The following is a 25,725-nucleotide window of genomic DNA, read 5'->3' on the forward strand; positions in this document are numbered from 1 at the left end:
GTAATAATAAAGCGTAGCGGGGGAATGTGATGAAAGGGTCACCGTTTATACGTGGAACGATATTTTTAACGATGGCAACGATGATATCTAAAATGTTAGGGTTTATATATATTATACCATTTACAGCAATGGTTGGTACGAGCGGCTACGTTCTATACACATATGCATATCGTCCTTATACGATTATGCTGAGTATAGCGACGATGGGGTTACCGCTCGCTGTTTCAAAGATGGTATCAAAATATGATCAACTAAATGATTATCATACAGTTAAAAGAGTACTAAAGAGTGGTATCGTTTTTATGTTAATAATGGGAGTTGTATCATGTTTCACACTATATGTATTAGCCCCGCATTTAGCTGAACTTGTAGTTGATGGAAGTGATCAAACGGGGAATAGTGTAACTGCAGTCGCTACTAACATTCAAATTGTAAGTTTTGCGTTAATACTTGTACCAGTAATGAGTTTATTAAGAGGCTTCTTTCAAGGGTTTCAGTCGATGGGCCCTTCTGCATTAAGTGTAGTTGTAGAGCAATTCTTTCGGGTCTTAACCATATTAATAGGAAGTTTTGTCGTATTATATGTTTTAAAAGCGTCTGTTTCGCTAGCAGTTGGTATTTCAACGTTTGGTGCTTTTATGGGAGCGATAGGTGGATTAACTGTTTTAACTGCGTATTATGTGAGAAGGAGAAGGCATTTAAAGAAAAAGGAGATGGCAAGTATACCGCAAACGACGAAATCTTTCTTCTCGTTGTATAAGGAGCTCTTTACATATTCTATTCCTTTCGTCGTGGTTGGTTTAGCAATTCCTTTGTATCAGACTATTGATACATTTACAATTAATAAACTACTTATACAAATTGGATATATGCAAGGAGAAGCGGAAAAAATCAATGCGATAATTGGCCTTGTTCAAATGGTTGTACTTATCCCCGTTTCAGTTGCGACTGCTTTTAGTATGTCCCTCGTTCCAGAGATGACGAAAGCTTATACAGCAGGGAATACGAAGTTACTTTATAAACATTTTACAAAGACGAATATATTAGTAGTAGGGATTACGGTACCAGCGGCGATTGGAATGGTGGTGTTAGCAAAACCAATATATACGCTTTTGTTTAGTACTGGGAATGATCCGGAGATAGGAAGTGTTATTCTACAATATTATGCTCCTGCGTGTATACTATTTTCTCTCTTTACTGTAACGGCCGCCATGCTGCAAGGAATCAATCAACAACAGAAAACAGTATTAGGTTTAGTAATCGGAATTATTGTAAAGATAATATTAAATATTGTATTGCTTCCGTATTTCGATTATGTAAGTTTTATCATTTCAACTTACGCTGGCTATACGATTTCAGTTGGTTTTAACTTGTGGATGCTCTCTAAATATGTTATAAAGGCAACATAAGCTTTTTAAGGCAGAGAATCCTCTGTCTTTTTCTACGTTTATAATATTTTTCGCGTAAAAGCGTTTTCAAAATAATTTTTCTATTGAAATTTAAACGTATGTTTCATATGCTGAGAATGGCGGTTCAAAAACCGTTATTTAAGAGAGGTAGATTCCTACATGTAAAAAGAATCGGGGTGATAGTATGTTAAATATGTATTTAACAGACCGAAACGGAAAACTACAAGAGATTGAGGAAATGCAAAAGGGTTGCTGGATTAATGTACTTCATCCAACTGAAGAAGAAATTCAGTATTTAGTACAAACTTTAAATGTAGACTTAGATTTCATTAAAGACCCTTTGGATGATGAAGAACGCTCTCGTATTGAAAAGGAAGACAATAATACCTTAATCATCGTCGATATTCCGACAGTTAGGCATGATGAAGAGGGGAATTCAATTTATGACACGATTCCAATAGGTATGATTGTAATGCCAGATTGTTTCGTTACAATTTGCTTAGAAGAGAATCCAATTTTTGAACGTTTTATTAATCAACGTATTAAAGAATTTTATACGTTTAAAAAAACACGCTTTGCACTGCAGCTCTTATATACAATTTCTACTTATTATTTAAGATACTTAAAGCAAATAAATCGAAAAACAATCGATTTAGAGCACCAATTAAATAAATCAATGAAAAACAAAGAAATTTTTACATTGTTAGGCCTTGAAAAAAGTTTAGTTTACTTTACAACATCATTAAAGGCTAATAAAATTGTAATTCAAAAATTAATGCGAAACAGCACATTTTTAAAAATGTATGAAGACGATCAAGATCTATTAGAAGATGTATTAATTGAAAATAAACAGGCTATTGAAATGGCGGAAATATATAGTCACATTTTAAGTGGAATGATGAATACATTTAGTTCCGTTATATCAAATAATTTAAATAGTGTTATGAAACTGTTAACGTCTATTACAATTATTTTATCTTTACCAACAATGGTTTCTAGTTTCTTTGGAATGAACGTGAAGGTTCCATTTGAAGGTGAAGCGTATGGTTTTGTAATTGTACTCATCATATGTGTAACTTTATCGTTCACATTAGCATTTGTTTTTTGGAAGAAACGGTACTTTTAAAAATAAGAAAGCTGCTCTAGCATAGTTGCAAAACTACACTAGAGCAGCTTTTTTGCTATGAAATCTCAATTTTGGAATAGAATATAACATGTGAAATGTAATGTGTATGAGGGTTATGAATTCCGTATAACCCTTGTCCAATTAATAAAATGGGGTTAAAATTACATATTGTTAAAGAAAAGTTGGAGGAAATACATCATGGAATTGTTTCAATTACCGAAAGCATTCCTGCAAATGAATACAATTTTTATCTCAATATTAATCGAGGCACTTCCGTTTGTGCTAATTGGTGTATTTATTTCAGGATTCATTCAAATGTTTGTGACAGAAGATATGGTGGCAAAATGGATGCCTAAAAACCGATTTCTGTCTGTTTTATTAGCTACTTTTTTAGGTATGATGTTTCCTGGATGTGAATGTGGAATTGTTCCGATTGTAAGACGATTAATCGGAAAAGGGGTTCCACCCTATGCAGGAATTGCATTTATGTTAACTGGACCGATTATTAATCCAGTTGTATTATTTGCAACATATGTTGCTTTTGGAAGTAGTATGCACATGGTATGGTATCGTTCTATTGTAGCGATTATCGTAGCAATTATCGTTGGAATTATATTATCATTTATGTTTAAAGAACATCAATTAAGAGATGATCACTTCCCAGAAGTGAATCATAAGCGTCCGCTACGTAAAAAAATGTGGGAAGTATGTACGCACGCTGTTGAGGAATTCTTCTCAATGGGAAAATACTTAGTACTAGGTGCGTTAATTGCAGCAGCGGTTCAAACGTTTGTACAAACTTCAACACTTCTGGCTATCGGACAAGGGCCGTTTTCTTCATCAGCTGTAATGATGGGACTTGCCTTTATTTTATCACTTTGTTCAGAAGCAGATGCATTTATTGCTTCGTCATTCCAAAGTACATTTTCAACAGCATCACTCGTCGCGTTTCTCGTATATGGACCGATGGTGGATATTAAAAATATGTTTATGATGCTTGCGACATTTAAAACAAAATTTGTAATTGTCGTTACGGTTACAGTTACTCTTGTTGTTTATGCAAGCTCACTACTCATTTATGTGATGGGGTGGTAGGTTATGTTTCGAGCATATATATTATTAGGTTTCACAATATTAATTGCACAGCTTCATATTTCAGGTAATATTACGAAATATATCAATATGAAGTATGCTTATTTATCAACAACAGCAGCCGTTATTTTAGGGTTTTTGACGATTGTTCAAATTATTATCGTTTTCCAAAAAGAACATCAAAAAGAAAAAGAACAGCACAATTGTGGTTGTGATCATAGTCACTGCGGGCATGACCATTCGAAAGATGAGAATACATGGTGGAAAAAAGTGTTTTCTTACACATTATTCTGTTTTCCAATCATTACAGGATTGTTTTTCCCAATTGCAACATTAGATTCGGATATTGTTAAGGCGAAGGGATTTCATTTTCCAGTAGCGCAAGCAGAAAGTAAAGATCCATTTATGACAAGGCAATTTCTAAGACCTGATACGAGCATTTATTACGGGAAAGAAGGATACCGTGGTGTAATGGAAAAAGGGAAGAAAGAGTTTGTTACGAAAGACAATATTACTTTAAAAGATGAAGATTTCTTAAAGGGTATGGAGACAATTTATAACTATCCTGGCGAGTTTACTGGGAAAAAATTATCTTTTAAAGGGTTTGTGTTCAGAGATGATTCTTCTAAAAAAGAACAATACTTCTTATTCCGTTTCGGTATTATACACTGTGTTGCGGATTCGGGTGTATATGGTATGTTAGTTAAAAAACCAGAAGGTGTAGAGTGGAAAAATGATGATTGGATTCAAGTAGAGGGAGAAATTTCAACTGAATTTTATCAGCCGTTTCATGCGAATATTCCAGTGTTAGAAGTAACGAAATGGAATAAAGTTGAACAGCCGAAAGAACAATATGTATTTAGAGGAGCCGATTGATAAAATCGGTTCTTTTTTGTGGACTAAAAGTTCTAAAAATTGTTAATATTAAACGTGTAGTTCATGAGATGTAGTGCATATTGGGATATTAGGGATAATTAAAGGGGTGATAACAATGACTGAAGTAAAGGGTAAAACAGCTAATGAATCAAGAGTGTTTAAAACGAGTCGAGTATTTCCAACGGATTTAAATGATCATAACACGCTATTTGGTGGAAAAATATTGGCGGAGATGGATATGGTTGCTTCAATTTCAGCAACGAGACACTCGAGAATGGAATGTGTCACAGCGTCTATGGATTGGGTAGATTTCTTACATCCAGTACGTTCTTCAGATTGTGTTAGTTATGAATCTTTTGTAATTTGGACGGGAAGAACTTCTATGGAGATATTTGTGAAAGTAGTAGCAGAAGATTTAATTTCAGGTGAAAAACGTGTAGCAGCAACTTCATTCGTTACTTTTGTTGCGCTTAGTAAGGAGAATAATCCAGTTCCTGTACCGCGTGTTATCCCTGAGACAGAAGAGGAGAAAGAATTGCATCGAATTGCTGTGTTACGTGCAGAACAGCGCCATATTCGTAAGGCAGAGAGTAAGAAGGTAGCTAAACTGCTAACCTTTTGATGTAACATACTTTCCTAGTGGTACTATTTTGTAATAGGTTAGGAGATTTTTGAAATGAAAAGCGGACACCTAAAAATAGGTGTCCGCTTTTATAGTTTTTTCATCCGCATATCGTATTACAATAACTGCTTAGCAGAAGCAAGCAGCACCGACGATAATTAAGAGGATAAATAATACGACTAGTAGCGCAAATCCATTACCATGTGCGAAGCCCATTGTTATTTCCTCCTTTTATTTTAAGATACAACATACAATATGCAGATGAGCTCCTGTTTGATATGGACGTATATCATGCAGTGACATGTTTTTTGTATGATAATGTTTAAAAAAAGGAAAGATATAGGAAAACTGTACGCAAAGGAAGGAATTTATCCATGAAGCACTTTTTAATTGTAATACTTTGTTTTATAGGTGTATTCATATGGATGAACATCGATGTGGAAATGGGGAAAAAAATGGCTAGTGGTTATGAATTAGAAAAAATTCGATCAGGGGATTTTCAACTTTATACGAACGGTGATGAGTTATATAGGAATTTATTTGATGATATAAATCGCGCAGAAAAGTATATATATATTCATTTTTATATTGTAGGTAAAGATGAAATTAGTCGTGAGTTCTTACGGTTATTAGAGAAAAAAGCGTCTAGTGGAGTAGATGTGAAATTGTCAGTAGATCGGATAGGTGGATATAAGATTAAGAAAAAGATAATTAATCAATTAAAAGAAAAAGGCGTGAAGTTTACATTCAGTAAAAAACCTAAATTGAAAAATTTATTTTATTCTTTGCATCAACGTAATCATAGACGTACTGTAACTATTGATGGGAAAGTATCGTACATCGGTGGCTTTAATATTGGAAAGGAGTATCTTGGACAAGATCCTAAATTTGGTCCGTGGCGTGATTATCATGTACGCATTGAAGGAGATGGAGCTACTGATATGGAACGGAAATTTGCGGAAGATTGGCAGGAAGATACGGGAGAAAAGTTCCCTATACATCAAGAGTTACCTATACAAGGAAATGTGAAATATCAATACGTATTTTCGAATGGAAAAGGTTTATGGAAGGAGTATGGAGCTTTTTTAAAGAAGGCAAAACATTCTTTAATTATCGCTACACCATATTTTGTACCGAGTAAAGAAATGGTGAAAGGGCTGAAAGATGCATTAAATCGTGGTGTCCATGTAAAAATCCTCGTCCCATTTAAAAGTGATGCCGTATTGTTAAAACAGGCTGCTTATCCTTATTTGAAAGACATGTTAGATGCTGGAGCGGAGATTTATCAATATCGAAACGGATTTTTTCATGGGAAAGTAACAATCATTGATGAGGAAATAGTTGATATTGGAACAGCAAATTTTGATAATAGAAGTTTTTATTTAAATAACGAATCTAACTGTTTCATATATGACAAGAAAGTCGTTGCTGACGTATGGAGTCGATTAAAAGAAGACTTTCATAAATCAAAACGATTTTCTGAAGAAGATTTTGAGAAAATTAGTAGCTGGGATTGGTTTCTAGCAAGAATATCAAATGTTATCGCATCATATTTATAGTATAGAGATGAAATAGGAAGGGAGGTGTTTTAATGGATTGTATGAAAGAATTGATTACATATAGTTACACGCTTATATATAAAGTTGGAGAGTATACGGGCATGGTTCGAGATGAAGAATTAAAGGATATATTACAACACCATTTACCATATATGTTGCAAGCATATAATGAGCAAGTGAATTTTCAAGAAGGAGAAAATGTACAACATATCACTTGTGAACAAATATGGCCTGGTTTTCCTGAAATAGATAGGAGAATAGATAATGAATATACAGGGGATATTGGAATTGCAATTTGTTATATTTCACATTTGAAACGATTAGCATTAAAGTTTGCTCAAGTGGCAGTAGAAGTTGCGAACCCGGAGTTTCGTTCTTTTCTGGAAAATTGCTTTGTGAAAATGAATCGTTACGCATATAATGTTTGGCAATATGTTGTGAAAAAGGAATATAAGATTAAACATGTATATGAAAATGAAAATGAGAAGTTTGCGTGAAAAACTAAGGCGAAATGAAAGGCGTCTTAGTTTTTTTATGTCTAATTAGAGGAGGATTAAAGATCGGTTTCGCTATCGGAAAATTTACAAAAGTTTACTGTATCTTTACTATTTTTAAATCTTTCCTTTAAAAATAAAGAGTAATATGGGATTGTACATATTCTATCAAAGGGAGGAAACGCAAATGAACAAATGGGTTAAGTCATTAACTGCTATGGCACTTGCAAGTTCTTTATTAATGGTAGGTTGTAGTAAAGGTGAGGATAAAAAGAAAGAGGATGACACAACTTCGCAGCAAGATGAAAAGAAAGATAAAGAAACAAGCGGAACAGAAAAATCTTCTGATTCAAAAGAAAAGAAATAAAGTGAAACTTTAATCAGTGGGGGTTTTGTCCATCCCCCACCTAACTCCCTCGCGTTCGCCGAATTTTGAGGTGGGAGTCTTACTGCCCGCAAATAGCGGGATAAATAGATAATAGAGCTTCCTCACATATATGAGGGAGCTTTTTTGTTGCGTATTTGTAAGTTTTGCGGAAAAATAGAGAGAAAGAAATAAAAAGGAGAAAGTAAATGAGAGTATGTATATTAGGAGCGACAGGTAGAGTAGGATCACACATTATGAAATTGGCATTAAATGATTCATATGAAGTAACGGTATTAGTTCGTGATTTGAGTAAAGTAGAAATAGGGCATGAAAGGTTACATATTATAGAGGGAAATGTGTTAAACGGAAATGATATAAAGGAAGCGCTGGAAGAATCTGATATTGTAATTAGTGCTCTTGGAACGGATCGGAATGGGACTTTAGCTAAGAGTTTGCCGAATATAATAAAGTGTATGGAAGAAGAGGGGATTAAGAAAATAGTTACAATAGGAACGGCTGGTATTTTACAAGCGCGAACAAACCCAAGTATATATCGTTTCCAATCAAAAGAATCGAAAAGAAAAATGACAACAGCTGCGGAAGATCACTTAGCTGCTTATGAAGCGCTGAATAATAGTAAACTATGTTGGACTGTTGTTTGTCCGACGCATTTAATAGATGGTGATGTAACAGGTGTATATCGAACTGAAAAAGATATGTTGCCAACAGATGGATCGAAAATCACAGTTGGTGATACAGCCCATTTTACATGGAGTTTACGTAATAAAAGCTTATACGAGAAAAGTCGAGTAGGTATTTCATATTAAAAAACCATCCCAAAATAGGGATGGCTAAAAAATGATATAGCATACAAAGATGATAATCATAATGATTTGGAGAATGGCTTTGGCTACTGTACTACTTAAAAAACCGACTACAGTTGCAATTCCGACTAAAAGGGCGTCTTTTGGCGCCTTTTTATGCATTAGTTCCGTAATAAATACAGATAAGAACGGTATGATAATAAGCCCGAATGGTGGGAAGAAGAACGATCCGACAATGATAGAAACCATACCAACACGTTCGCCCGATTTTGTACTTCCGTATTTTTTTAGGAAGTATCCATTTGCAATAAAGTCAGCAACGAAAATGAAGAGTGTAAAGATGACTTGAATAATCCAAAAAGATGTCGTTAACTCTCCGCCATTTATTCCGAAATGATAAATGAAATAGCCAGCCCATACGGCAAGGATGCCAGGAATAATGGGGTATATAAAGGCAAGAAATGAAACAATGAAACAAGCAATGATACAAATTGTTAGTAAAACAGTCACCTTATAACTCCTTTGTAGTATCTAATTTATGTACAGCAATCTTTTTAATTTGATGCCCATCAAGTTCTAATGCTTTAAATTGAAAACCATCATATTCAACTGAATAGCCAGCCTCAATATTTAAATCAATTGATTGAGAGAGAAGCCAACCACCAATTGTATCTAAATCACTTTCATCGATATGTAGGCCAAACATATCATTTACTTCAGAAATGAGTACTTTCCCATCTAAAACAGTAAGCTTAGGAGTACGCTTTTCAATCATTGGTGATTCGTCTGCGTCAAATTCATCTTGAATTTCTCCGATAATTTCTTCAAGAATATCCTCCATCGTTAAAAGACCAGCAGTTCCACCATATTCATCCATAACAATCGCCATTTGTACGCGATTCTTTTGGAGGTGTATTAACGTTTTACGAATGGGAACTGTTTCAAATACAGTTAAAACAGGATGTATGTAGGCATCAAGTGGTTTGTAAATGCCTTTTGTTTGATTATGAAAAATCTCTTTCGTATTTATCATTCCAATAATATCATCTTTATCCTTTTCAATAATAGGATAACGTGTATACTTTTCAGTTGCAACGATTTTCATATTTTCTTCTAACGTATTTTCAGTAGATAAACAAACCATTTCAGTTCTAGGTACCATAATTTCTTTAGCAACACGATCATCAAATTCAAAAATATTATTTACATATTTATATTCGGTTTGATTAATTTCGCCGCTTTTATAGCTTTCACCTAAAATGAGTCGTAGTTCTTCTTCGGAATGAGCAAGTTCATTTTCTTTCGCAGGCTCTAAACCTAATAATTTAGTGAAAAATACAGCTGAACTATTCAGTAACCAAATGAATGGATACATAATTTTATCAAACAAAATAAGCGGTTTTGCAAATTTTAATGTGATTGCCTCTGCTTTTTGGATTGCGAAAGACTTAGGAACTAACTCGCCTAATACAACATGGAAAAAAGTAATCACACTAAAAGCAATAATAAAGGATAACGTGTTAGCCATTGTTCCAGTAATATTGATTTTTTCAAATAATGGTCGCAGTATATGTTCCACAGTTGGTTCACCAAGCCAACCAAGTCCTAAAGAGGTGATAGTAATGCCAAGCTGACAAGCGGATAAATAAACGTCTAAGTTAGATAAAACGCTTCTTGCAGCCAATGCTTGCTTATTACCTTCATTTGCAAGCTGGTCAATTCGACTTTTTCGTACTTTTACAACAGCGAATTCTGATGCAACGAAAAAGCCAGAAATAAGGATAAGTATAAAGATGAGAAAAATATTTAATATGTCCAAGTGTGTTCTTTACTCCTAATTTGGAATAAAGATGTCACCTCCTGCAATTATGTTATACTTTTATAATAAATCCAAATGAAAAGATTAGTCAAAGAAAATGGGCAAATATTGGTAGGTTTCTATAGTAGTTTTTTAATTTGCTGTTATTTTGTCCTCTATATAATAGGAATAACCGTCTACTTTTAATTTAAGTAGACGGTTATTCTATGTTATGGTTTCGAAATACTTCTAGTTAAAGTATACGTATTCTGTTTAGGGTAGTTTGTTGTCCATAAAGCTTGGAGAAACGATAAGATGCTATATGGAATATAAAGTAGTAATAAACCAATCGTGACAACTATAGGTGCATTTCCGCCAAATTGGACGATAAATTGTAATAGTCCGTTTGTATGAAAAATACATTCCATAAAAACAAATGAAAGAATAATGGAACTCAAAATAGATTTATGATTAGAAGTAAGAGCAATAAATAACGTATCAACAAGGAAAGATGAATTTTTTATTTCGTATTCATTAGTAGTATTTAAAAACGGTAGCCATTTTTTAATTGCTTGCATAACGATTATCATAGAAGTGCTACATACGATGATAAAAGAGGAGAAGAAAGGAAACTTTATGAATTTCGCGATGTAGAGAAGTGATAATAGAACTAAACATTGTAATATCACAGTTCCAAAAGAATACGGTATCCAGCGAAATAAAGAACTACACGTTCTTACTGATCTTGGTGCTTTTAAAAATAGATGACCGATCCCTAAACTAATAAAGAAACCGATTACAAGAGTGAATGTGAAACGAACGATCGATAAAAAATATATTTCCCATATGTAGGGGAATAGTGGTGACGAATGGCTAGAGGTATGTATCATATTTTGTGTATTTATAATCTGATTTGCCGAGAAAAGGATAGGTTCATGCATCCAATCGATTGTTGGAATTGAAATAGAAGAAAGCTGTGCAAAGTTATGAAAAATGCTAATAAATCCAGTTGTGTAAGTGTAATTATGTGTAATGAATAATGCTGAAATAGGACTTATGACAAAAATAATAAAAACACCAACTATAAATTTACATATATGTGAGCGCAATAAGGACATACAATCACCTACTCTTAGAATATTCAGAAAATTCTTATTCTTATTTTAGCTTTTTTCAGAGGAAGTTACAATATATTTTTCTTTACGTATTGGTATATGGATAGTTTTAAATTATTTTTAGAAATTTATTTTATGTGTGGGATATAAAGCAGAAGAGGGTGTATAACAGCACTAATACAAAAAGCATGAACATTTTAGCATTTTTACGCTTTTTGTATGGAATGAATGATAAAAAATGTAGGGAAAAGTCGAAAGAATTAAATTGATATTTAAAATTGGAAGGTGATACCATAAAGTTAAACAGTGTTTAAATCGCTGTTTAACTAATAAATTCTAGAGGGGGAGATAAGTTGAGGGGAAATGAAAACATATCAACGAAAGAAAAGATTTTAAATACAACATTGGAGTTAATTAAAAACGAAGGTTTCGAAAGTATAACGATAAGAAAAATTGCCGCATTGTCAGATGTAAATATTGCGCTTGTAAATTACCATTTTGGTTCAAAAGAAAAGTTGATTAGTGAGACGATTAAAGTCTTATTAATTAGCTTTCAAGGCACTTTTTCTATTTTAGATGATATTACAGTGCCAGCGAAAGAAAGATTAAAAATATTTTTATTTGATTATGTACTAGTAATTCGGCAATATCCTGAGTTAGTTAGGAAGATTATTGCAATGGGAACTACGGTATTTACATCTCAATACGAATATGGAGATTTTTTGAAGAGGCTAGGTTTTAGTAAGGTGAAGAATATTTTGAGTGAAATAACAAATGAAACGGATCAGGAAATTTTAATGATGATGACAGTGCAAATATTTGGATCTATTTTTCTTCCAGCATTAATGATGCCAATTCTTGAATCAGGGGCAGATATAAGAGTACTGCCTGTAGAAAAACAGATTGATTTCCTATTTGAACGCTATTTTTATAAAAATTGAGATAGTGGGTGATAGAGATGATTAGTTTTATTAGAAAGCATTGGTGTGATGTAGGGTTAGTTGTGGCTATTGTTGTCGTTGTTTGTTTAGTCGCGAATTTGGGAGAAATGAGTGAAATAAAAGTACTGTTAGCGTTAAGTTTTGTAGCCATTTTAGTGCATCAATTTGAAGAGTATCGTTGGCCAGGTTATTTCGCTGGTCTGTTTAATGTAGTTATATTTAAAAGTGATATACCAGATCGCTATCCATTAAATACGCAATCTGCTATGGTAATAAATATTTTGATTGCGTATGTTTTTTATTTACTTCCGGTTTTCTTTCAAAATATAATATGGCTTGGGATGGCACCTATTTTAATGGGGTTTTTTCAATTCATATGGCATGGTATTTTTGCGAATATAAAAGCTAAAACAATATACAATCCGGGATTAGGTGCGGTTGTATTACTACATGTTCCGATTGGTTATGCATATATGAGATATGTTCTTTTACACAATCTAGCTACAAATTTGGATTGGATATTAGGGCTGATCTATTTTCTAGTAGCTACCTATTTTTTAATTATAAAAGGAAATATGTTAATGAAAAGTAAGGAGACAAATCATTATTTTTCTAAAAAGCAATTAGGTCCGTACAATGATGCATGAAAGTGATCCAGAATTCAGAAGGGATTTTTGATGCTGAAGAGAGTACAAGTGTATGATTAATGAATAAATTATGACGGAAAAATGAATAATTTTCAGAAAAATAAAATAATATATTTATTTTTTTCTGAAAATATAATATAGTTATGGCACAGAAAGTATTTTAGCATAAGGAGGCTTTTTTTATGAGGATTAAAGGGAATTATGTGCCAAAGAGGGAAGTTTTGTTTTGCTCAAGTTCAATTACGGTAGGGGAAACGCTGGAGCATTTAAATAAGACGGGGTATCGTTGTGTACCAGTTTTAGATGAAAAAAAAGAGAAGTTTTTAGGGAATGTATACAAAGTAGATATTTTAGAATATAAAGGTTCACTTGAAGATAATGTATTACAATTATTGAACGATAAGAATGGGTATGTGAGAGAAGACTCTTCCTTCTTTAAAGTATTTTTTACAATTAAAAAACTACCGTATTTATCAGTAGTTGATGAAAAAGGGGTCTTCCTTGGTATTTTAACTCATAAAAAAGTTTTTGAACTATTAGAAGATGCATGGGGAGTCCATTCTAGTAAATATTCTGTCATGATTGGAACACAAGATTATAATGGGGCCATTCAAAAATTATCGACAGTGCTAAAGAAATACACTGGTATTCAAAGCTTAATGACTTTTGATAATGATGCTTTATTAGTACGTAGAATAATGTTTACATTGGGAGAAGAGTTTGAAGATAGTGAATTAGAAACATTGCTAAAGGATTTAGAAGATCATGGATTTAGAGTTGTGTATGTTGAAGAGATGAATAATCCACGTGAAGTTGAAACGATAGAGTAACAAGTAAAAGCCATCTTATTTTTTGATGGCTTTCATTTTCTTTCGTATAAAAGTATTCAAATATAATAAAATGTAAAAATCTTAAATTTCTAAAAAATTTGTGTAATAGAATAAATAAAGGAGGTATGTGTGGATAATTTTGATTTTCAAAAAATTCTATTTAAAAATATGTTTTTATTTTTCAACCAAATATGTTACTATATGTGTGATAAAAACAAAGAGGTCTGACAACTAAACTCCACGTTATAACACTCTAATGACTTGAATATTCAAAAAAATCAAAATTTATTATTTGGAGTAATTAAAAGGGGAATGGAGAAATTATGGAGAAAGACATTGCTTTGTAAGGGGCATATTTTATGATTATGAACAGAGAGGAGGATGCATAGCATATTGTGAGAATAGAGAAAAACAATGAAAAAGTGCTATGCAAATGAAAGAAATGAAGGGACGATTAAGGCCAGGTGATACGTTAGCAATCGGTTTAATGTTATTTGCATTATTTTTAGGAGCAGGAAATTTAATTTTTCCACCAGTTTTAGGTCAACAAGCAGGAGAAAATGTTTGGATTGCTACAATTGGATTCCTAGTAACGGGAGTCGGATTACCCCTATTAGCTGTCACAGCTGTCGCGTTTGTAGAGGGGGACTTGAAAGCGCTATCTTCTAGAGTTCACCCTATATTTGCGTTTATTTTTCCACTAGTTAGTTATTTAGCAATTGGACCATTCTTTGCGATCCCGCGTACTGGAGCTGTTTCGTTTGAAATGGGAATGAAGCCGTTTTTATCAGAAGCAATGGTTTCAGAATGGTACATGCTGTTCCTTTACACTATAGTTTTCTTCGGAGTAACGTGGTATTTATCATTAAATCCATCTAAATTAGTTGATTGGTTTGGAAAGTTCCTTACACCGTTGTTAGTATTAATAGTTGCTGTTATTGTCGGAAAGGCAATTATTGATCCGATTGGAACACCGGCTGCACCACTCGCTGCTTATAAAGAAAATGCTTTCTTTGGTGGGTTTATTCAAGGGTATTTAACGATGGATGCAATTAGTGCTCTTGTGTTTGGAATTGTTGTTGTACAAGTTATTCGCTCAAAAGGAATAAAAGAGAGTGGACAAATCGCAAAAATAACAGTCGTATCAGGAGTAATTGCTGTAATAGGTTTAACGTTAATATATTTATCACTTGCTTATCTAGGTTCAACAAGTACATCACTTGGTATTTCAGAGAACGGTGGTCTTATATTAACGAATGTTGTAAATGAGTTGTATGGAACGAGTGGGAAAATTTTATTAGGGCTTGTTATTACACTTGCTTGTTTAACGACTTCGGTTGGATTAGCATCTGCCTGTGCAGGCTTCTTTACAAACTTATTCCCAAAACTTTCGCATAAAACGATTGTAACAATGGTATGTGTGTTTAGTTTAATTGTATCTAACCTAGGTTTAACACAATTAATTGCAGTTACTTTGCCAGTGTTAATGATTATTTATCCAGTTGCAATTGTATTAATTGTACTTTCATATTTCCATAAATGGATTGGAAAGCGTAATACAATTTATATTGGTGCAATATTAGGTGCATTGTCAATTAGTTTATTTAATGGCTTAGAAAGTGCGAATATTAAAATTGACGCAATTTCAAATGTACTACAAATGTTACCATTATATAAAGAAGGAATAGGATGGTTAATCCCAGCATGTATTGGCGGATTTATCGGTTTCTTCTTCTATAAATCAAATGAATCAAGTGAATTACAAAAGAAAGGTGCCTAGGCGCCTTTCTTTTTTTGAAGGAGATTTTTATGCTTTGTCTAAGTAATAATTGGGAGGATTGATAAAATGGCTAATTTTGAAGATTTTTTAACTTTGGATTTGCGTATTGGGACAGTAAGAAAGGCGGAGGAATTTAAAGAAGCAAGAATTCCTGCAATTAAGTTAGAAATCGATTTTGGAGAGTTAGGGGTTAAGCAATCAAGTGCTCAAATTACGAAAAGATACAATCCAGAAGATTTGATCGGTCAACAAGTCGTTGCTATAGTAAATTTCCCGCCAAAGCGTGTGGCAGGATTTAAATCGGAAGTACTTGTGCTTGGCGGAGTTCCTGAAGCTGACGATGTTGTTTTACTTCAGCCTAATATGGATCTACCGAATGGAACGAAAATTAGTTAGTGTGAAGGTAGGTGTTAATTTGGATATCGGACGAGAATATTTACAATGTGCAATTTCGAATTTCAAAACAACACAAAACCAAGGAGAACGAGTACTTTCTCAATTATCTTATGAACAGTTAATGTGGTCTTCTCATGAGGAGACAAATAGTATTGCGATTATTATTAAGCATTTGCATGGTAATATGCGTTCAAGATGGACGGATTTTTTAACGTCCGATGGTGAAAAAACAGATCGTAATCGAGATGGTGAATTTGAAGGCGGCTACAATTCAAAACAAGAAGCTTTCGCTGCGTGGCAAGAAGGGTGGGAACATGTTTTTAAAACGATGAAATACTATAACGCCAGAACACCTATTGAAGACAGTATACATTCGCGGAGAAGCACACACTGTAATGCAAGCGATCGAAAGGCAAATTTCTCATTATGCTTTACATATTGGTCAAATTATCTACATTGGTAAAATGTTAAAAGAAAATGAATGGGAGTGTTTAAGCATTCCTAGAGGTCAGTCTACTAGTTATTTAGAGAAAAAACGTTCAACGTAATAATAGGAAAAAAAACGATATAAAATAGGAAGCAAAAAAATAAGCCAAACGATAGATGGCTCCGTGAACATTAGAATGCTACCAGCAATAAGCCCGTATATATTAAGAAGAAAACCCAAAAGTGTATTTATAGGAATAAAACGTGAGACAAATAATTGCTGATTTTTGAAACAAGTGTTGTGAAATAAATAAAAGCGAAAATGCCATGTAGAGGTAATAAGATCTTTCTTTCTCGCTATTCTTTTTTTACATTTATGGCAAATGAATGGTGGCTGCATTTCGTTACGCTCCATTTTTTATATTCATTAGTTTCATAATAATGTGAGACAAAATTAAGTACAAAGTGTATATACCTATATATGCTCCTGCAAGTAGAAAAAGTGGATTTAGTAAAATTCCATGAATGCTTGTCATGAAAACTAAATTTTGTATTAAAACATCATATATATTCATAGAAATAATTGTCCCGAGTACATATAGTGCTAAGTATGCGAAAATATGTAGCACAGTACGAATTTTAGGATGTAAACCAAGTAAATAAAAAGTAATTGATAGAGCGATTGGTAATGCTCCCATTAGTAGCTTCAATTCATTTCACCTCATTAACAATATAGCCGAAATTTAAGCGGTCTATTCTCTAGAGCTTGTACATAACTTGAAATAGAGAGGGTGATAGTATGAATCGAGGCTTTTTTTATGTGAAATTAACAAGTGTACGCAAGTTAATTTTATTTGTTATTACTACGGTATTGGCGACTTTTTTTCTTATTAGTATGATGGTTACTTCTATGAAAGAGACGAAGTCAACGTATTTATATAATTGGTTAAATGAGTTATCAATGAATGGTTACATGTACGTTATTGGGAAAGAGAATCATTATTTTACACAGGAGTACCGGAATTTGAATCAAGACTTTTCTATTTCTTCATTCCTTTTTTCGATGGCTACGAATATTCGTTTTGATGATGTACGTAGTTTTGTCGGGAAAGAACTTCCGGGATTTGGGAAATATGATACAGAAATCGTTATAGCAGGTGAAGGGACAAATTACTCCAATTTACCGATAGAGTCGAGCGTTCCTCTTGAAGAAGTAGTGAAGGAACGGACTGGAGAAACTGGACAAGTTCCTAAGTCTGATCCGAATAAAGAGAAGAAGCAGCCAGCTCAAACGACGGGAAAAAGACAAGTTGCATTTATTTATCATACACATAGCTGGGAATCTTATTTGCCATTACTGAACTTAACGAATGACCCAGATCCGAATAAAGCAACGAGTTCTGTAACGAATATTTCAATAGCTGGAGATCGTTTTCGGGAACAACTGGAAAGTGAAGGTATAGGTGCTACTAACGATAAGACTGATGTCGGCCAAAAGTTAATAAGTAAAGGATTAAACAGTAATAGTTCTTATAAAATGTCCCGAGAAATTGTACAAGAAGCGATGGCTGGAAATAAAGAACTCCAATACTTTTTTGATTTGCACCGTGATAGCGCACGCAAAAACGTCACGACAAAGACAATTGGGGATAAATCATATGCGAAGCTTGCTTTTGTAATTGGGAAAGGTAACAAAAACTATGAAAAAAACTTACAATTAGCAACGGCTTTACATGAGACAATTAGTAAAAAATATCCGGGAGTAAGCCGAGGTGTTATTCAAAAAGGCTTCCAAACAGGGAATGGTGTTTATAATCAAGACTTATCAGGACAGGCGATTTTAATTGAAGTTGGTGGCGTAGATAATACAGATGAAGAATTGAATCGATCAATTGATGCTCTTGCTAAAGCATTTGGAGAATATTTTTGGCAAGCTGAAAAAGTGAATGGATAAACGTAAGTGAGAAGCTTACGTTTATTTTTTTGAGCATAAGTTATGGTCAATAAGACATGTCACATTATAGACATAATTTCCTATCATTATAGCAATATCGAAATTTGTCTATTTATAGTAAGGAATTTAGAAAGGAATTTTCGGAATAGTGGAGAAAATCTTTTTACAAGGAAAATTTTTAACTAACAAAATGGATAGGGTGATCAAGGTGATTCGGGAGATTAGAGCAGAAGATGCAGCACTATTTTTACAATTAAGTAAGCAATTAGACGAAGAAACGAAATTTATGTTATACGAACCAGGAGAAAGAAAAACTACAGTAGAGCAACAAGAAAAGATGGTACATCGTTTTATAGAAAATGAATATGCGACAATATTTGTAGCAGTTGAAGAAGAGAGAATAGTAGGGTTTATTTTAGTTAATGGAAATAATATTCAAAGAAAGAGACATGTGGCAGGCATTGTAATTGGTATTTTGCAAGAGTATAGTGGCCGAGGTATTGGAACGAGTTTGTTTAAAGAAGTAGAGAAGTGGGCAAGATTGCATGATGTATGGCGTTTAGAATTAACGGTAATGGCCCACAATACAAGAGCTCAGGCACTATATAGTAAAATTGGATTTGCACAAGAAGGTGTCAAAAAATCTGCTCTTATCATCGATGGAAAAGGTATCGATGAGTATGAAATGGCCAAATTATTAAAATAAGAGGTCGTTATATGAAAAAAAGATGGGCACTACTTGGTACCGTAGCAATGATACTGATCATTGGAGTAGCAGGAATAAATTATAAGATGTACAAGGAGCAAGAGGCGCGAGAAGTAAATGTAAACAATATATTTCCGAAAGCTAAAGAAACGATTGCTAATATGGATGGGGATATCGCAGTCATTAGTAATCCAAATTCGATGCTTGTACTCGTGAATAAAAATAGGCGTTTACCAGATGGGTATAGACCGCCAGATTTAGTTGTTCCGAAAGTACGTTACTCTAGTGAAGGTGATCAGGAGAAGAAAAAGATGAGGAAAGAGGCAGCGGTGGCACTTGAGGAAATGATTCAGCAAGCCGATAATGAGCGGATTTTCCTTTTTGCAGTCTCTGGATTTAGATCTTTTGATCGACAAAAAGCATTAAATACAATGTATAAAAAACAAGATGGAGAAGCAAAGACAGCGATGTCTAGTGCAGTCCCTGGTACGAGTGAACATCAAACAGGACTAGCTATGGATATTACATCTCAATCTGCTAAATTTCAGTTAGAAACTGTTTTTGGGGAGACGAAAGAAGGAAAGTGGCTTTCTCAAAATGCCCATAAGTTTGGTTTTGTTATTCGATATACGAAAGAGAAAGAAGGGATTACCGGCTATCGTTATGAACCGTGGCATGTACGGTATGTTGGGAATCCGCAAGCTACATATTTATATGAAAACCAACTGACGCTTGAAGAAGTAACGCAGTAATGAATTGAGGGGAGAGGGCTAAGATGACGATGTTATATAAGAAAAAGGTACATGCATATATTACGAGAGAAAAAGAAGGGGTTATGCAACTACTCGTTTTTAAACATCGTGATATACGAGAGGCTGGTATCCAAGTGCCAGGTGGGACAGTAGATGAAGGGGAAACGTTAGAGGCAGCAATTTTACGTGAAGTGCAAGAAGAGTCAGGGCTACGCCATTTTTGTATCGAACGCTTCCTTTCTGATTACATTATTTATATGAAAGAAAAAAAGGAATATCAAAAACGTCATTTTTTCCACATTTCATTATTAACAGATGTGAAAGATACGTGGGAACATGTAGTAAGTGCTGGTGAGGAAGACAAAGGTTTAGTATTTTGTTATGAGTGGATTGATATTAACAAATGTCTTGAATTAGCAGGTAAACAGGGAGAGTTTTTACATTTGCTCGAAGAGGTATATGTAAAATAATAAAAAGAGTCTGAGGCGATATTGAATTCGTTTCAGACTCTTTTTATTTCTCTGGAAATTAAAGGTTTTTAAACTGGTAAGTTGAAGTCCTTTAAAGGGATTGTAGTTGTTTATGCGAGGAGCGGAGAAAATGAAAAAGTAATAGATATTTGTCATATATAAAAGGAGAATGAAAATGGAAATTCAGTTCAATACATTATTGCAAAAAGAATTAACAATTCATGATATACAAACTGCAATGGAAGAAGGAAAATTAACGTCGAAAGAATTAGTCATGTATTATCTTTATAGGGTCGCAAAGTATGACCAAGATGGTCCGAAAATCAATTCTATTTTAGAAATAAATCCAGATGCTATCTTTATTGCAGAAGCGTTAGATCATGAAAGAAAGACAAAAGGTGTGAGAGGTCCATTACATGGTATACCAGTTTTACTGAAGGACAATATTGAAACGAATGATTCTATGCATACAAGTGCAGGGACAATTGCCTTAGAACAAAATATAAGTAGTGAAGATGCATTTCTCGTAAAAAAACTGCGAGAAGCAGGAGCAATTATAATAGGTAAAACAAATATGACAGAACTAGCAAATGCAATGTCTTTTGAAATGTGGGCCGGATATAGTGCGAGAGGTGGTCAAACAATCAATCCATATGGAACAGGCAAGGATGATATGTTTGTTGGAGGATCAAGTACAGGTTCTGCTATAGCAGTTGCCGCTAACTTTACTGTATTATCCGTTGGAACAGAGACAGATGCTTCTATTTTGAGCCCAGCTGTTCAAAACTCGGTTGTAGGTATTAAGCCGACTGTTGGGTTAATTAGTCGTAGTGGAATTATTCCTTTCACTTATTCACAAGATACAGCTGGACCATTTGCTAGAACAGTAACAGATGCTGCTATTTTACTAGGGAGTCTAACTGGGGTGGATGAGAAGGATGTAGCTACTCATAAAAGTGAAGGAATGGCATATCAAGATTATACACCTTACCTCGATGCTAACGGTTTAAAGGGGGCGAAGATTGGTGTGTTTAGCAATGCACCAAAAGAATATTACGAATCTGGTGAGTACGATGAAAAATTGTTTAAGGAAACGATCCAAGTATTACGTAGTGAGGGAGCGACAGTAGTAGAAGATATTGATATTCCTTCTTTTCACAGAGAATGGAGTTGGGGAGTTCCACTTTATGAGCTGAAGCATAGCCTGGATAACTATTTTTCTAAACTACCTTCTACTATTCCAGTACATTCTATTTCGGAGTTAATGGAGTTTAATAAAAACATAGCAGAAAGAGCTTTGAAATATGGACAAACTAAGTTAGAAAGAAAAAAAGATTTTCCTAATACGTTAAGAAATCCTGAATATTTAAAGGCAAGATTAGAAGATATATACTTTTCGCAAGAACAAGGTATTGATTTTGCATTAAAAAAATACAATCTTGATGCGATACTGTTCCCTTCCTATATAGCCTCTACAATTTGTGCAAAAGCTGGTTACCCATCTATAGCAATACCAGCCGGATATATGAAAAGTGAGAGACCTTTTGGGATTACTCTTGCAAGTACTGCTTTTAGTGAGGGGACATTAATTAAACTAGCATACGCTTTTGAACAAGCGACAAAACATAGAAAGATACCAAACTTATCATGAATAGAGAATACAAAAGGACAGGTGAACCCTGTCCTTTTGGCTTTATAGATTAAAAGGAAATATCTTTCTTCTCTGTCTTCTGATATTTTAATAAGCTAAAAGACAAACAAGCAGAACATAAAATAAGAAAAGAAGCGATGATATAAATAGTACGAACACCGAAAATGTCAGTAATAATTCCAACACTTAGCATAGAGAGACCAGAAGCTGTTGAGAGAAGGGCGCCGTGAGCTGTATAAATTTTCGATAATAAAGAAGGAGCGACGCTTGATTGTAAAACCGTCGTTTGAGAAATATCTCTAATTTGATAACAAGGCCCCATTAGAACACAAAGGAATAAGGCAATAATTCCGCTGCTCGTAACACCGTATAAAAATGTAAGAATACTAAACATAAGAGATCCTATCGCCATAGAGCGTATTAAATTATTTTGAATATATGTACTCATTCTCCATGCCAGTATTCCGCCAATTAATGTTCCGACATAATAACTTGTATTAATATATCCCCACCATTCTTCGCCTTTATGTAAAGCAGTAGTTACATATGCCATCGTAATAGCACCGATCCATATCGTTCCTGCGAAAGTTTCAATTAAGTCCATAAGTGTAACGATGCGCAGAGACGGGTGTTGAAATAACAGTTTCCACCCTTCTAATAATGCAGTAGTTTTCGAAGAAGTGGGTTCTGCTACTCGTTCAGCTTGTATAGATTGTAATGAAAGGTGTAATGTAATACATCCGAAAATCATCAATATGTTATTAATCATGAGTGTCGAAGTAACGCCAATGAGAAGAACAATTATGCTTGTAAATGAGTATGCGGCGGCTTGTATAATTTGTGTTGAAAAGGAAAAGACACTATTTACTTTTACTAATTTTTCTTGTGGTGTTAAGCGCGGGATAACGGCGTATAGTAGAGGAGCGCTCCATCCACTACATAATGAAATGAAAATAACAAAAGTTAAAAGAGCAAAAATGTTTGTTGATAGAATAGGAAATAATATCATTAACAATATGAAAAGAGCTGTTTTAATCCATTGCAGAGTATATAGCAATGAATAAGATGGAAAACGATTCATTATAAGTGGTGCAGAAGTGTTCGCGATAAGATTTGTGATCACTTGTAATAATGGAAAAAGAGCAGTAATTGTAGCTGATTTAGTTGTGATATAGATGTGAGTTGTAATAATCATTATGTATACAATATCAGCAAGGGTAATACACATTTTGGAGCCTAAATAGAAAGCCAGTGAGCGTTTCGTCAATAAGAATACCACCTTCCAAAAAAATAATGGTTTTTTATTTAGAATAATTATAATCTAAAAAATATAATTTTGAAAGAATTAAATATTTTGTCATTTTTTGAAAGGGATTTTCATGTATAATGAAGAATATACTAATATAGTATTTTATTAATGCTTGTTGTAACAGCGAATACATATAATAGCTTGTAGCAAACGCCCCCTGTGTGAGATAGGGTGGATAAACCATTCTTTTCTTCATATACATATAGAAAATGAGAAAGAAAGTGAGGGGTGCATATGGCTGGATGGGTGATTTGGTTTATAATAGCGGGTATTTTATTTATTGCAGAAATGTTGTCGATTACGTTTTACATGCTTTGGCTTGGAATTGGAGCTGTTGTCGGAGGTCTTATTGCTTTGTTTGCTCCTGATGCACTATTTTTACAAGTTGTTGTTGGGGCGATTGTAAGTTTAACATTGACTTTCTTTACGAAAAGAATTTCCAAAAACTTTCGAGAAGCAAAAGGTTTTACTGATACAGTAGATAAACTTGTTGGTAAAAAGGGAATTGTTATGCAAACGATTACAAGTGAAGTGAACGGTATTGTGAAAGTGGATGGAGATACTTGGACAGCTATTTCGGATACTCCTATTGATGCTGGAGAAAAAGTCGTTGTTATACAGAGGCATAGTACTATTTTACAAGTGAAAAAGGAGAGTGAATAAATATGGCAGTAGCATTAACGTTAACGATTATTTTCGCATTGATTGTCGTTGTATTTATTGCATTGACAATTAAAATTATTTCTCAGCAAAAAGTTGGGGTCGTTGAAAGGTTTGGTAAATTTCAACGGATTATGCACCCAGGATTAAATATTCTAATCCCAATTGTAGACCGCGTTCGTGTATATCACGATTTACGTATTCAACAAACGAATGTACCACCACAAAAGGTAATAACGAAAGATAATGTACAAGTAGAAATTGATACAATTATTTTCTATCAAATTGTTGAACCAGAGCTTGCGACATATGGTATTTCAAACTATGAATATGGTGTTCGTAATATTACATCTGCAACAATGCGTCAAATTATTGGTAAAATGGAGCTTGATGAAACATTATCAGGCCGTGAAAAAATTTCAACAGAAATTCGTTTAGCACTTGATGAAGCGACAGAAAAATGGGGCGTTCGTATTGAGCGTGTCGAAATAGTCGATATTAATCCACCAAAAGATGTGCAAGTATCAATGGAAAAACAAATGAAAGCAGAACGTAATAAACGTGCGATCATTTTGGAAGCAGAAGCAGCTAAACAAGATAAAGTCCTTCGTGCTGAAGGGGAAAAACAAAGTAAGATTTTAATGGCTGAAGGGGATAAAGAAGCTCGCATCCGTGAGGCTGAAGGTATAAAAGAAGCAAAAGAATTAGAAGCGCAAGGGGAAGCTAGAGCGATTGATGAAATTGCAAAAGCAGAGCAAAATCGAATTGAACTACTTCGCGCAGCAGATTTAGATGAACGTGTACTTGCTTATAAATCATTTGAATCATTGATTGAGGTTGCGAAAGGGCCAGCAAATAAAGTCTTTATTCCGTCTAATGCAATTGAAACACTTGGTACCCTTGGTGCAATTGGGGAAATCTTTAAAGAGAAACAAGCGAAGAAATTACCTTCGTCAGATACAGAAAAATAACTATAAGAGTGGGGAAGAGAAATGGGATGCCATTTCTCTTTTTTATGCGAATCAATGGTTATTTAGATGAAAACTATTATGGATTAAGTAGAGGGATATTCCTAAAATATAAAAAAGACGGCGACGGTGTTTATAATCAAGACTTATCTAAAAACGCAATGTTAATTGAAGTTGGTGGTGTGGATAATACGTTAGATGAACTATATAATACGATTGATGTGTTAACGGAAGTATTATTGGAACAATGCGGAGAAAGTGAATGGGTGAGGGACGGGAAACCGTTCCTTTTTGTTATGGAAAGGTAAGAATATGGTATAATGGAATTTTGTGAATATTAAATGAGGGAGCAGGGGAAATATGCAAATAATTTTAATACGCCACGGTGAATCAGAAGCTGATATTTTAAATGTACATGAAGGTCGAGCTGACTTTGAATTAACAGAAAAAGGAAGGCAGCAAGTACAAAGACTTGTACAGAAAGTGAAAAAGGATTTTGCGCCAGATTTTATTTGGGCAAGCACATTAAAACGTGCTCGTGAAACTGCTGAAACATTAGCTGAAGCGATTCAGTGTCCAATTCAATTAGAAGAGGAATTAATGGAGTTCAATAATGGAGTGCAAGCAGGTTTATCATTTGAAGAAGCGAAAAAATATCCAGAGCCAAAGTTTCTTCATGACCGGTTTGAAAACGGGGAATCATTTATTGAATTTAGAATGAGAATAGAAGGAATCTTTTCTAAAATCGTGACAGAAAATACATATGATCGGATTGCAATTGTTGCACACGGTGGTGTAATAAATAGTATTTTACGAGCGTTTTTCCAAATGCCAATTAGCATGGACTATTATTTTAAAATGGGAGATACAGGAGTTAGTTTGATTGAACTTACGGATAAACAGAAAACTGTTCATTTTATAAATGATACAAATCATTTAGATGGAATGTAAGA

At 34.0% G+C, this 25,725-nt stretch carries 29 protein-coding genes and 2 pseudogenes; 24 read left to right on the forward strand and 7 right to left on the reverse strand.

Annotated elements, in window-relative coordinates; translation table 11 throughout:
- Window positions 1-29: 29 nt before the first annotated feature.
- The 5 genes from KPL75_RS24140 (at window position 30) to KPL75_RS24160 (ending at window position 5,125) form a co-directional block, all read left to right on the forward strand.
- On the forward strand, window positions 30-1,409 hold the full coding sequence (locus KPL75_RS24140) for a putative polysaccharide biosynthesis protein (protein ID WP_219918079.1): 1,380 nt from the start codon (window positions 30-32) through the stop codon (window positions 1,407-1,409).
- Window positions 1,410-1,593: 184 nt separating this feature from the next.
- Window positions 1,594-2,535: a magnesium transporter CorA family protein gene (locus KPL75_RS24145; protein WP_000933700.1), complete on the forward strand. Its 942-nt coding sequence runs from the start codon at window positions 1,594-1,596 to the stop codon at window positions 2,533-2,535.
- Between the two features lie 198 nt (window positions 2,536-2,733).
- Complete coding sequence (locus KPL75_RS24150) at window positions 2,734-3,630, forward strand: permease (protein ID WP_219918080.1); 897 nt, start codon at window positions 2,734-2,736, stop codon at window positions 3,628-3,630.
- Window positions 3,631-3,633: 3 nt separating this feature from the next.
- A complete protein-coding gene (locus tag KPL75_RS24155) occupies window positions 3,634-4,503 on the forward strand; it encodes a TIGR03943 family putative permease subunit (protein ID WP_219918081.1) in 870 nt (289 codons plus the stop codon).
- 115 nt (window positions 4,504-4,618) lie between these two features.
- The gene (locus tag KPL75_RS24160) at window positions 4,619-5,125 is read left to right on the forward strand and encodes an acyl-CoA thioesterase (protein ID WP_128854926.1); all 507 of its coding nucleotides are present in this window, start codon (window positions 4,619-4,621) and stop codon (window positions 5,123-5,125) included.
- Window positions 5,126-5,254: 129 nt separating this feature from the next.
- Here KPL75_RS24160 and KPL75_RS24165 read toward each other — a convergent pair whose 3' ends face one another.
- A complete protein-coding gene (locus KPL75_RS24165) occupies window positions 5,255-5,341 on the reverse strand; it encodes a YjcZ family sporulation protein (RefSeq protein WP_000505094.1) in 87 nt (28 codons plus the stop codon).
- 158 nt (window positions 5,342-5,499) lie between these two features.
- Between KPL75_RS24165 and cls the strand changes: the two genes are divergently transcribed.
- The 4 genes from cls to KPL75_RS24185 all read left to right on the forward strand — a co-directional run bounded on the left by cls (window position 5,500) and on the right by KPL75_RS24185 (window position 8,372).
- A complete protein-coding gene (gene cls, locus KPL75_RS24170; protein WP_219918082.1) occupies window positions 5,500-6,684 on the forward strand; it encodes a cardiolipin synthase in 1,185 nt (394 codons plus the stop codon).
- Between the two features lie 32 nt (window positions 6,685-6,716).
- Window positions 6,717-7,181, forward strand: a complete 465-nt coding sequence (locus tag KPL75_RS24175) for a spore coat protein (RefSeq protein ID WP_219918083.1) — start codon at window positions 6,717-6,719, stop codon at window positions 7,179-7,181.
- A 184-nt stretch (window positions 7,182-7,365) separates the two neighbouring features.
- Entirely contained in the window at window positions 7,366-7,545 is a 180-nt protein-coding gene (locus KPL75_RS24180) for a hypothetical protein (RefSeq protein ID WP_001045959.1), read from the forward strand.
- A 206-nt stretch (window positions 7,546-7,751) separates the two neighbouring features.
- Window positions 7,752-8,372: an NAD(P)-dependent oxidoreductase gene (locus tag KPL75_RS24185; protein ID WP_219918084.1), complete on the forward strand. Its 621-nt coding sequence runs from the start codon at window positions 7,752-7,754 to the stop codon at window positions 8,370-8,372.
- Window positions 8,373-8,396: 24 nt separating this feature from the next.
- Here KPL75_RS24185 and KPL75_RS24190 read toward each other — a convergent pair whose 3' ends face one another.
- The 3 genes from KPL75_RS24190 to KPL75_RS24200 form a co-directional block, all read right to left on the reverse strand.
- Window positions 8,397-8,879 carry a DUF456 domain-containing protein gene (locus KPL75_RS24190; RefSeq protein ID WP_000217328.1) on the reverse strand — a complete coding sequence of 161 codons (483 nt, stop codon included), beginning with the start codon at window positions 8,877-8,879 and terminating at the stop codon, window positions 8,397-8,399.
- Between the two features lies 1 nt (window position 8,880).
- On the reverse strand, window positions 8,881-10,188 hold the full coding sequence (locus tag KPL75_RS24195) for a hemolysin family protein (protein ID WP_219918085.1): 1,308 nt from the start codon (window positions 10,186-10,188) through the stop codon (window positions 8,881-8,883).
- Between the two features lie 209 nt (window positions 10,189-10,397).
- Window positions 10,398-11,285 carry a hypothetical protein gene (locus tag KPL75_RS24200; RefSeq protein WP_219918086.1) on the reverse strand — a complete coding sequence of 296 codons (888 nt, stop codon included), beginning with the start codon at window positions 11,283-11,285 and terminating at the stop codon, window positions 10,398-10,400.
- 350 nt (window positions 11,286-11,635) lie between these two features.
- Between KPL75_RS24200 and KPL75_RS24205 the strand changes: the two genes are divergently transcribed.
- The 6 genes and pseudogenes from KPL75_RS24205 to KPL75_RS24230 all read left to right on the forward strand — a co-directional run bounded on the left by KPL75_RS24205 (window position 11,636) and on the right by KPL75_RS24230 (window position 16,424).
- Complete coding sequence (locus KPL75_RS24205; RefSeq protein WP_219918087.1) at window positions 11,636-12,223, forward strand: TetR/AcrR family transcriptional regulator; 588 nt, start codon at window positions 11,636-11,638, stop codon at window positions 12,221-12,223.
- Between the two features lie 8 nt (window positions 12,224-12,231).
- Window positions 12,232-12,870 carry an HXXEE domain-containing protein gene (locus tag KPL75_RS24210; RefSeq protein ID WP_219918088.1) on the forward strand — a complete coding sequence of 213 codons (639 nt, stop codon included), beginning with the start codon at window positions 12,232-12,234 and terminating at the stop codon, window positions 12,868-12,870.
- Between the two features lie 182 nt (window positions 12,871-13,052).
- Window positions 13,053-13,700, forward strand: coding sequence for a cyclic di-AMP binding protein CbpA (gene cbpA / locus KPL75_RS24215; protein ID WP_016094211.1), 648 nt, complete (start codon window positions 13,053-13,055; stop codon window positions 13,698-13,700).
- A gap of 427 nt (window positions 13,701-14,127) precedes the next feature.
- Window positions 14,128-15,480, forward strand: a complete 1,353-nt coding sequence (gene brnQ / locus KPL75_RS24220; protein ID WP_219918089.1) for a branched-chain amino acid transport system II carrier protein BrnQ4 — start codon at window positions 14,128-14,130, stop codon at window positions 15,478-15,480.
- Between the two features lie 66 nt (window positions 15,481-15,546).
- Window positions 15,547-15,876 (forward strand): chaperone CsaA, encoded by a 330-nt coding sequence (csaA, locus tag KPL75_RS24225; protein WP_215574842.1) that lies wholly within the window; start codon window positions 15,547-15,549, stop codon window positions 15,874-15,876.
- A pseudogene (locus KPL75_RS24230) lies at window positions 15,857-16,424 on the forward strand (DUF1572 domain-containing protein). Before csaA ends, KPL75_RS24230 begins: the two are co-directional and overlap by 20 nt.
- On the opposite strand, the gene KPL75_RS27550 reads toward KPL75_RS24230, so the two are convergent.
- On the reverse strand, window positions 16,397-16,702 hold the full coding sequence (locus tag KPL75_RS27550; RefSeq protein ID WP_258236990.1) for a permease: 306 nt from the start codon (window positions 16,700-16,702) through the stop codon (window positions 16,397-16,399). The pseudogene KPL75_RS24230 and the gene KPL75_RS27550 overlap by 28 nt on opposite strands.
- 4 nt (window positions 16,703-16,706) lie before the next feature.
- On the reverse strand, window positions 16,707-17,012 hold the full coding sequence (locus tag KPL75_RS24235; protein ID WP_215574843.1) for a hypothetical protein: 306 nt from the start codon (window positions 17,010-17,012) through the stop codon (window positions 16,707-16,709).
- Between the two features lie 89 nt (window positions 17,013-17,101).
- Here KPL75_RS24235 and spoIIP point away from each other — a divergent pair, with 89 nt between their 5' ends.
- The 5 genes from spoIIP to KPL75_RS24260 all read left to right on the forward strand — a co-directional run bounded on the left by spoIIP (window position 17,102) and on the right by KPL75_RS24260 (window position 21,835).
- Window positions 17,102-18,256, forward strand: coding sequence for a stage II sporulation protein SpoIIP (spoIIP, locus tag KPL75_RS24240; RefSeq protein WP_219918090.1), 1,155 nt, complete (start codon window positions 17,102-17,104; stop codon window positions 18,254-18,256).
- Window positions 18,257-18,464: 208 nt separating this feature from the next.
- Window positions 18,465-18,962, forward strand: coding sequence for a GNAT family N-acetyltransferase (locus KPL75_RS24245; RefSeq protein ID WP_219918091.1), 498 nt, complete (start codon window positions 18,465-18,467; stop codon window positions 18,960-18,962).
- A gap of 11 nt (window positions 18,963-18,973) precedes the next feature.
- On the forward strand, window positions 18,974-19,714 hold the full coding sequence (locus KPL75_RS24250; protein ID WP_219918092.1) for a M15 family metallopeptidase: 741 nt from the start codon (window positions 18,974-18,976) through the stop codon (window positions 19,712-19,714).
- A 23-nt stretch (window positions 19,715-19,737) separates the two neighbouring features.
- Window positions 19,738-20,184 carry an NUDIX hydrolase gene (locus tag KPL75_RS24255; RefSeq protein ID WP_219918093.1) on the forward strand — a complete coding sequence of 149 codons (447 nt, stop codon included), beginning with the start codon at window positions 19,738-19,740 and terminating at the stop codon, window positions 20,182-20,184.
- A gap of 175 nt (window positions 20,185-20,359) precedes the next feature.
- Window positions 20,360-21,835 (forward strand): amidase family protein, encoded by a 1,476-nt coding sequence (locus KPL75_RS24260; protein WP_219918094.1) that lies wholly within the window; start codon window positions 20,360-20,362, stop codon window positions 21,833-21,835.
- 49 nt (window positions 21,836-21,884) lie between these two features.
- On the opposite strand, the gene KPL75_RS24265 is transcribed toward KPL75_RS24260, so the two are convergent.
- Window positions 21,885-23,102, reverse strand: a complete 1,218-nt coding sequence (locus tag KPL75_RS24265) for an MFS transporter (protein WP_219918095.1) — start codon at window positions 23,100-23,102, stop codon at window positions 21,885-21,887.
- Between the two features lie 276 nt (window positions 23,103-23,378).
- On the opposite strand from KPL75_RS24265, the gene KPL75_RS24270 reads away from it, so the two are divergent.
- The 4 genes and pseudogenes from KPL75_RS24270 to KPL75_RS24285 all read left to right on the forward strand — a co-directional run bounded on the left by KPL75_RS24270 (window position 23,379) and on the right by KPL75_RS24285 (window position 25,723).
- Window positions 23,379-23,807, forward strand: coding sequence for an NfeD family protein (locus KPL75_RS24270; RefSeq protein ID WP_002012470.1), 429 nt, complete (start codon window positions 23,379-23,381; stop codon window positions 23,805-23,807).
- 2 nt (window positions 23,808-23,809) lie between these two features.
- Complete coding sequence (locus tag KPL75_RS24275) at window positions 23,810-24,775, forward strand: SPFH domain-containing protein (protein WP_219918096.1); 966 nt, start codon at window positions 23,810-23,812, stop codon at window positions 24,773-24,775.
- Window positions 24,776-24,825: 50 nt separating this feature from the next.
- A pseudogene (locus tag KPL75_RS24280) lies at window positions 24,826-25,042 on the forward strand (stage II sporulation protein P); the annotation flags it as partial.
- Window positions 25,043-25,132: 90 nt separating this feature from the next.
- Window positions 25,133-25,723 carry a histidine phosphatase family protein gene (locus KPL75_RS24285; RefSeq protein WP_219918097.1) on the forward strand — a complete coding sequence of 197 codons (591 nt, stop codon included), beginning with the start codon at window positions 25,133-25,135 and terminating at the stop codon, window positions 25,721-25,723.
- Window positions 25,724-25,725 lie beyond the last annotated feature (2 nt).

Origin of the sequence: Bacillus sp. NP247, from assembly GCF_018966865.1 — a bacterium.
In the GTDB taxonomy this organism is placed as follows: domain Bacteria; phylum Bacillota; class Bacilli; order Bacillales; family Bacillaceae_G; genus Bacillus_A.

Excerpts from the sequence above, each read along its gene's own strand:
- KPL75_RS24185 (WP_219918084.1), top strand. The coding sequence starts at position 7,752 with ATGAGAGTATGTATATTAGGAGCGACAGGTAGAGTAGGATCACACATT.
- KPL75_RS24255 (WP_219918093.1), top strand. The coding sequence starts at position 19,738 with ATGACGATGTTATATAAGAAAAAGGTACATGCATATATTACGAGAGAA.
- KPL75_RS24165 (WP_000505094.1), bottom strand. The coding sequence starts at position 5,341 with ATGGGCTTCGCACATGGTAATGGATTTGCGCTACTAGTCGTATTATTT.
- KPL75_RS24140 (WP_219918079.1), top strand. The coding sequence starts at position 30 with ATGAAAGGGTCACCGTTTATACGTGGAACGATATTTTTAACGATGGCA.
- KPL75_RS24250 (WP_219918092.1), top strand. The coding sequence starts at position 18,974 with ATGAAAAAAAGATGGGCACTACTTGGTACCGTAGCAATGATACTGATC.
- KPL75_RS24260 (WP_219918094.1), top strand. The coding sequence starts at position 20,360 with ATGGAAATTCAGTTCAATACATTATTGCAAAAAGAATTAACAATTCAT.
- KPL75_RS24285 (WP_219918097.1), top strand. The coding sequence starts at position 25,133 with ATGCAAATAATTTTAATACGCCACGGTGAATCAGAAGCTGATATTTTA.
- KPL75_RS24150 (WP_219918080.1), top strand. The coding sequence starts at position 2,734 with ATGGAATTGTTTCAATTACCGAAAGCATTCCTGCAAATGAATACAATT.
- KPL75_RS24200 (WP_219918086.1), bottom strand. The coding sequence starts at position 11,285 with ATGTCCTTATTGCGCTCACATATATGTAAATTTATAGTTGGTGTTTTT.
- KPL75_RS24175 (WP_219918083.1), top strand. The coding sequence starts at position 6,717 with ATGGATTGTATGAAAGAATTGATTACATATAGTTACACGCTTATATAT.
- cls (WP_219918082.1), top strand. The coding sequence starts at position 5,500 with ATGAAGCACTTTTTAATTGTAATACTTTGTTTTATAGGTGTATTCATA.
- KPL75_RS24145 (WP_000933700.1), top strand. The coding sequence starts at position 1,594 with ATGTTAAATATGTATTTAACAGACCGAAACGGAAAACTACAAGAGATT.
- KPL75_RS24270 (WP_002012470.1), top strand. The coding sequence starts at position 23,379 with ATGGCTGGATGGGTGATTTGGTTTATAATAGCGGGTATTTTATTTATT.
- KPL75_RS24180 (WP_001045959.1), top strand. The coding sequence starts at position 7,366 with ATGAACAAATGGGTTAAGTCATTAACTGCTATGGCACTTGCAAGTTCT.
- cbpA (WP_016094211.1), top strand. The coding sequence starts at position 13,053 with ATGAGGATTAAAGGGAATTATGTGCCAAAGAGGGAAGTTTTGTTTTGC.
- csaA (WP_215574842.1), top strand. The coding sequence starts at position 15,547 with ATGGCTAATTTTGAAGATTTTTTAACTTTGGATTTGCGTATTGGGACA.
- KPL75_RS27550 (WP_258236990.1), bottom strand. The coding sequence starts at position 16,702 with ATGCAGCCACCATTCATTTGCCATAAATGTAAAAAAAGAATAGCGAGA.
- KPL75_RS24155 (WP_219918081.1), top strand. The coding sequence starts at position 3,634 with ATGTTTCGAGCATATATATTATTAGGTTTCACAATATTAATTGCACAG.
- KPL75_RS24275 (WP_219918096.1), top strand. The coding sequence starts at position 23,810 with ATGGCAGTAGCATTAACGTTAACGATTATTTTCGCATTGATTGTCGTT.
- spoIIP (WP_219918090.1), top strand. The coding sequence starts at position 17,102 with ATGAATCGAGGCTTTTTTTATGTGAAATTAACAAGTGTACGCAAGTTA.
- brnQ (WP_219918089.1), top strand. The coding sequence starts at position 14,128 with ATGCAAATGAAAGAAATGAAGGGACGATTAAGGCCAGGTGATACGTTA.
- KPL75_RS24160 (WP_128854926.1), top strand. The coding sequence starts at position 4,619 with ATGACTGAAGTAAAGGGTAAAACAGCTAATGAATCAAGAGTGTTTAAA.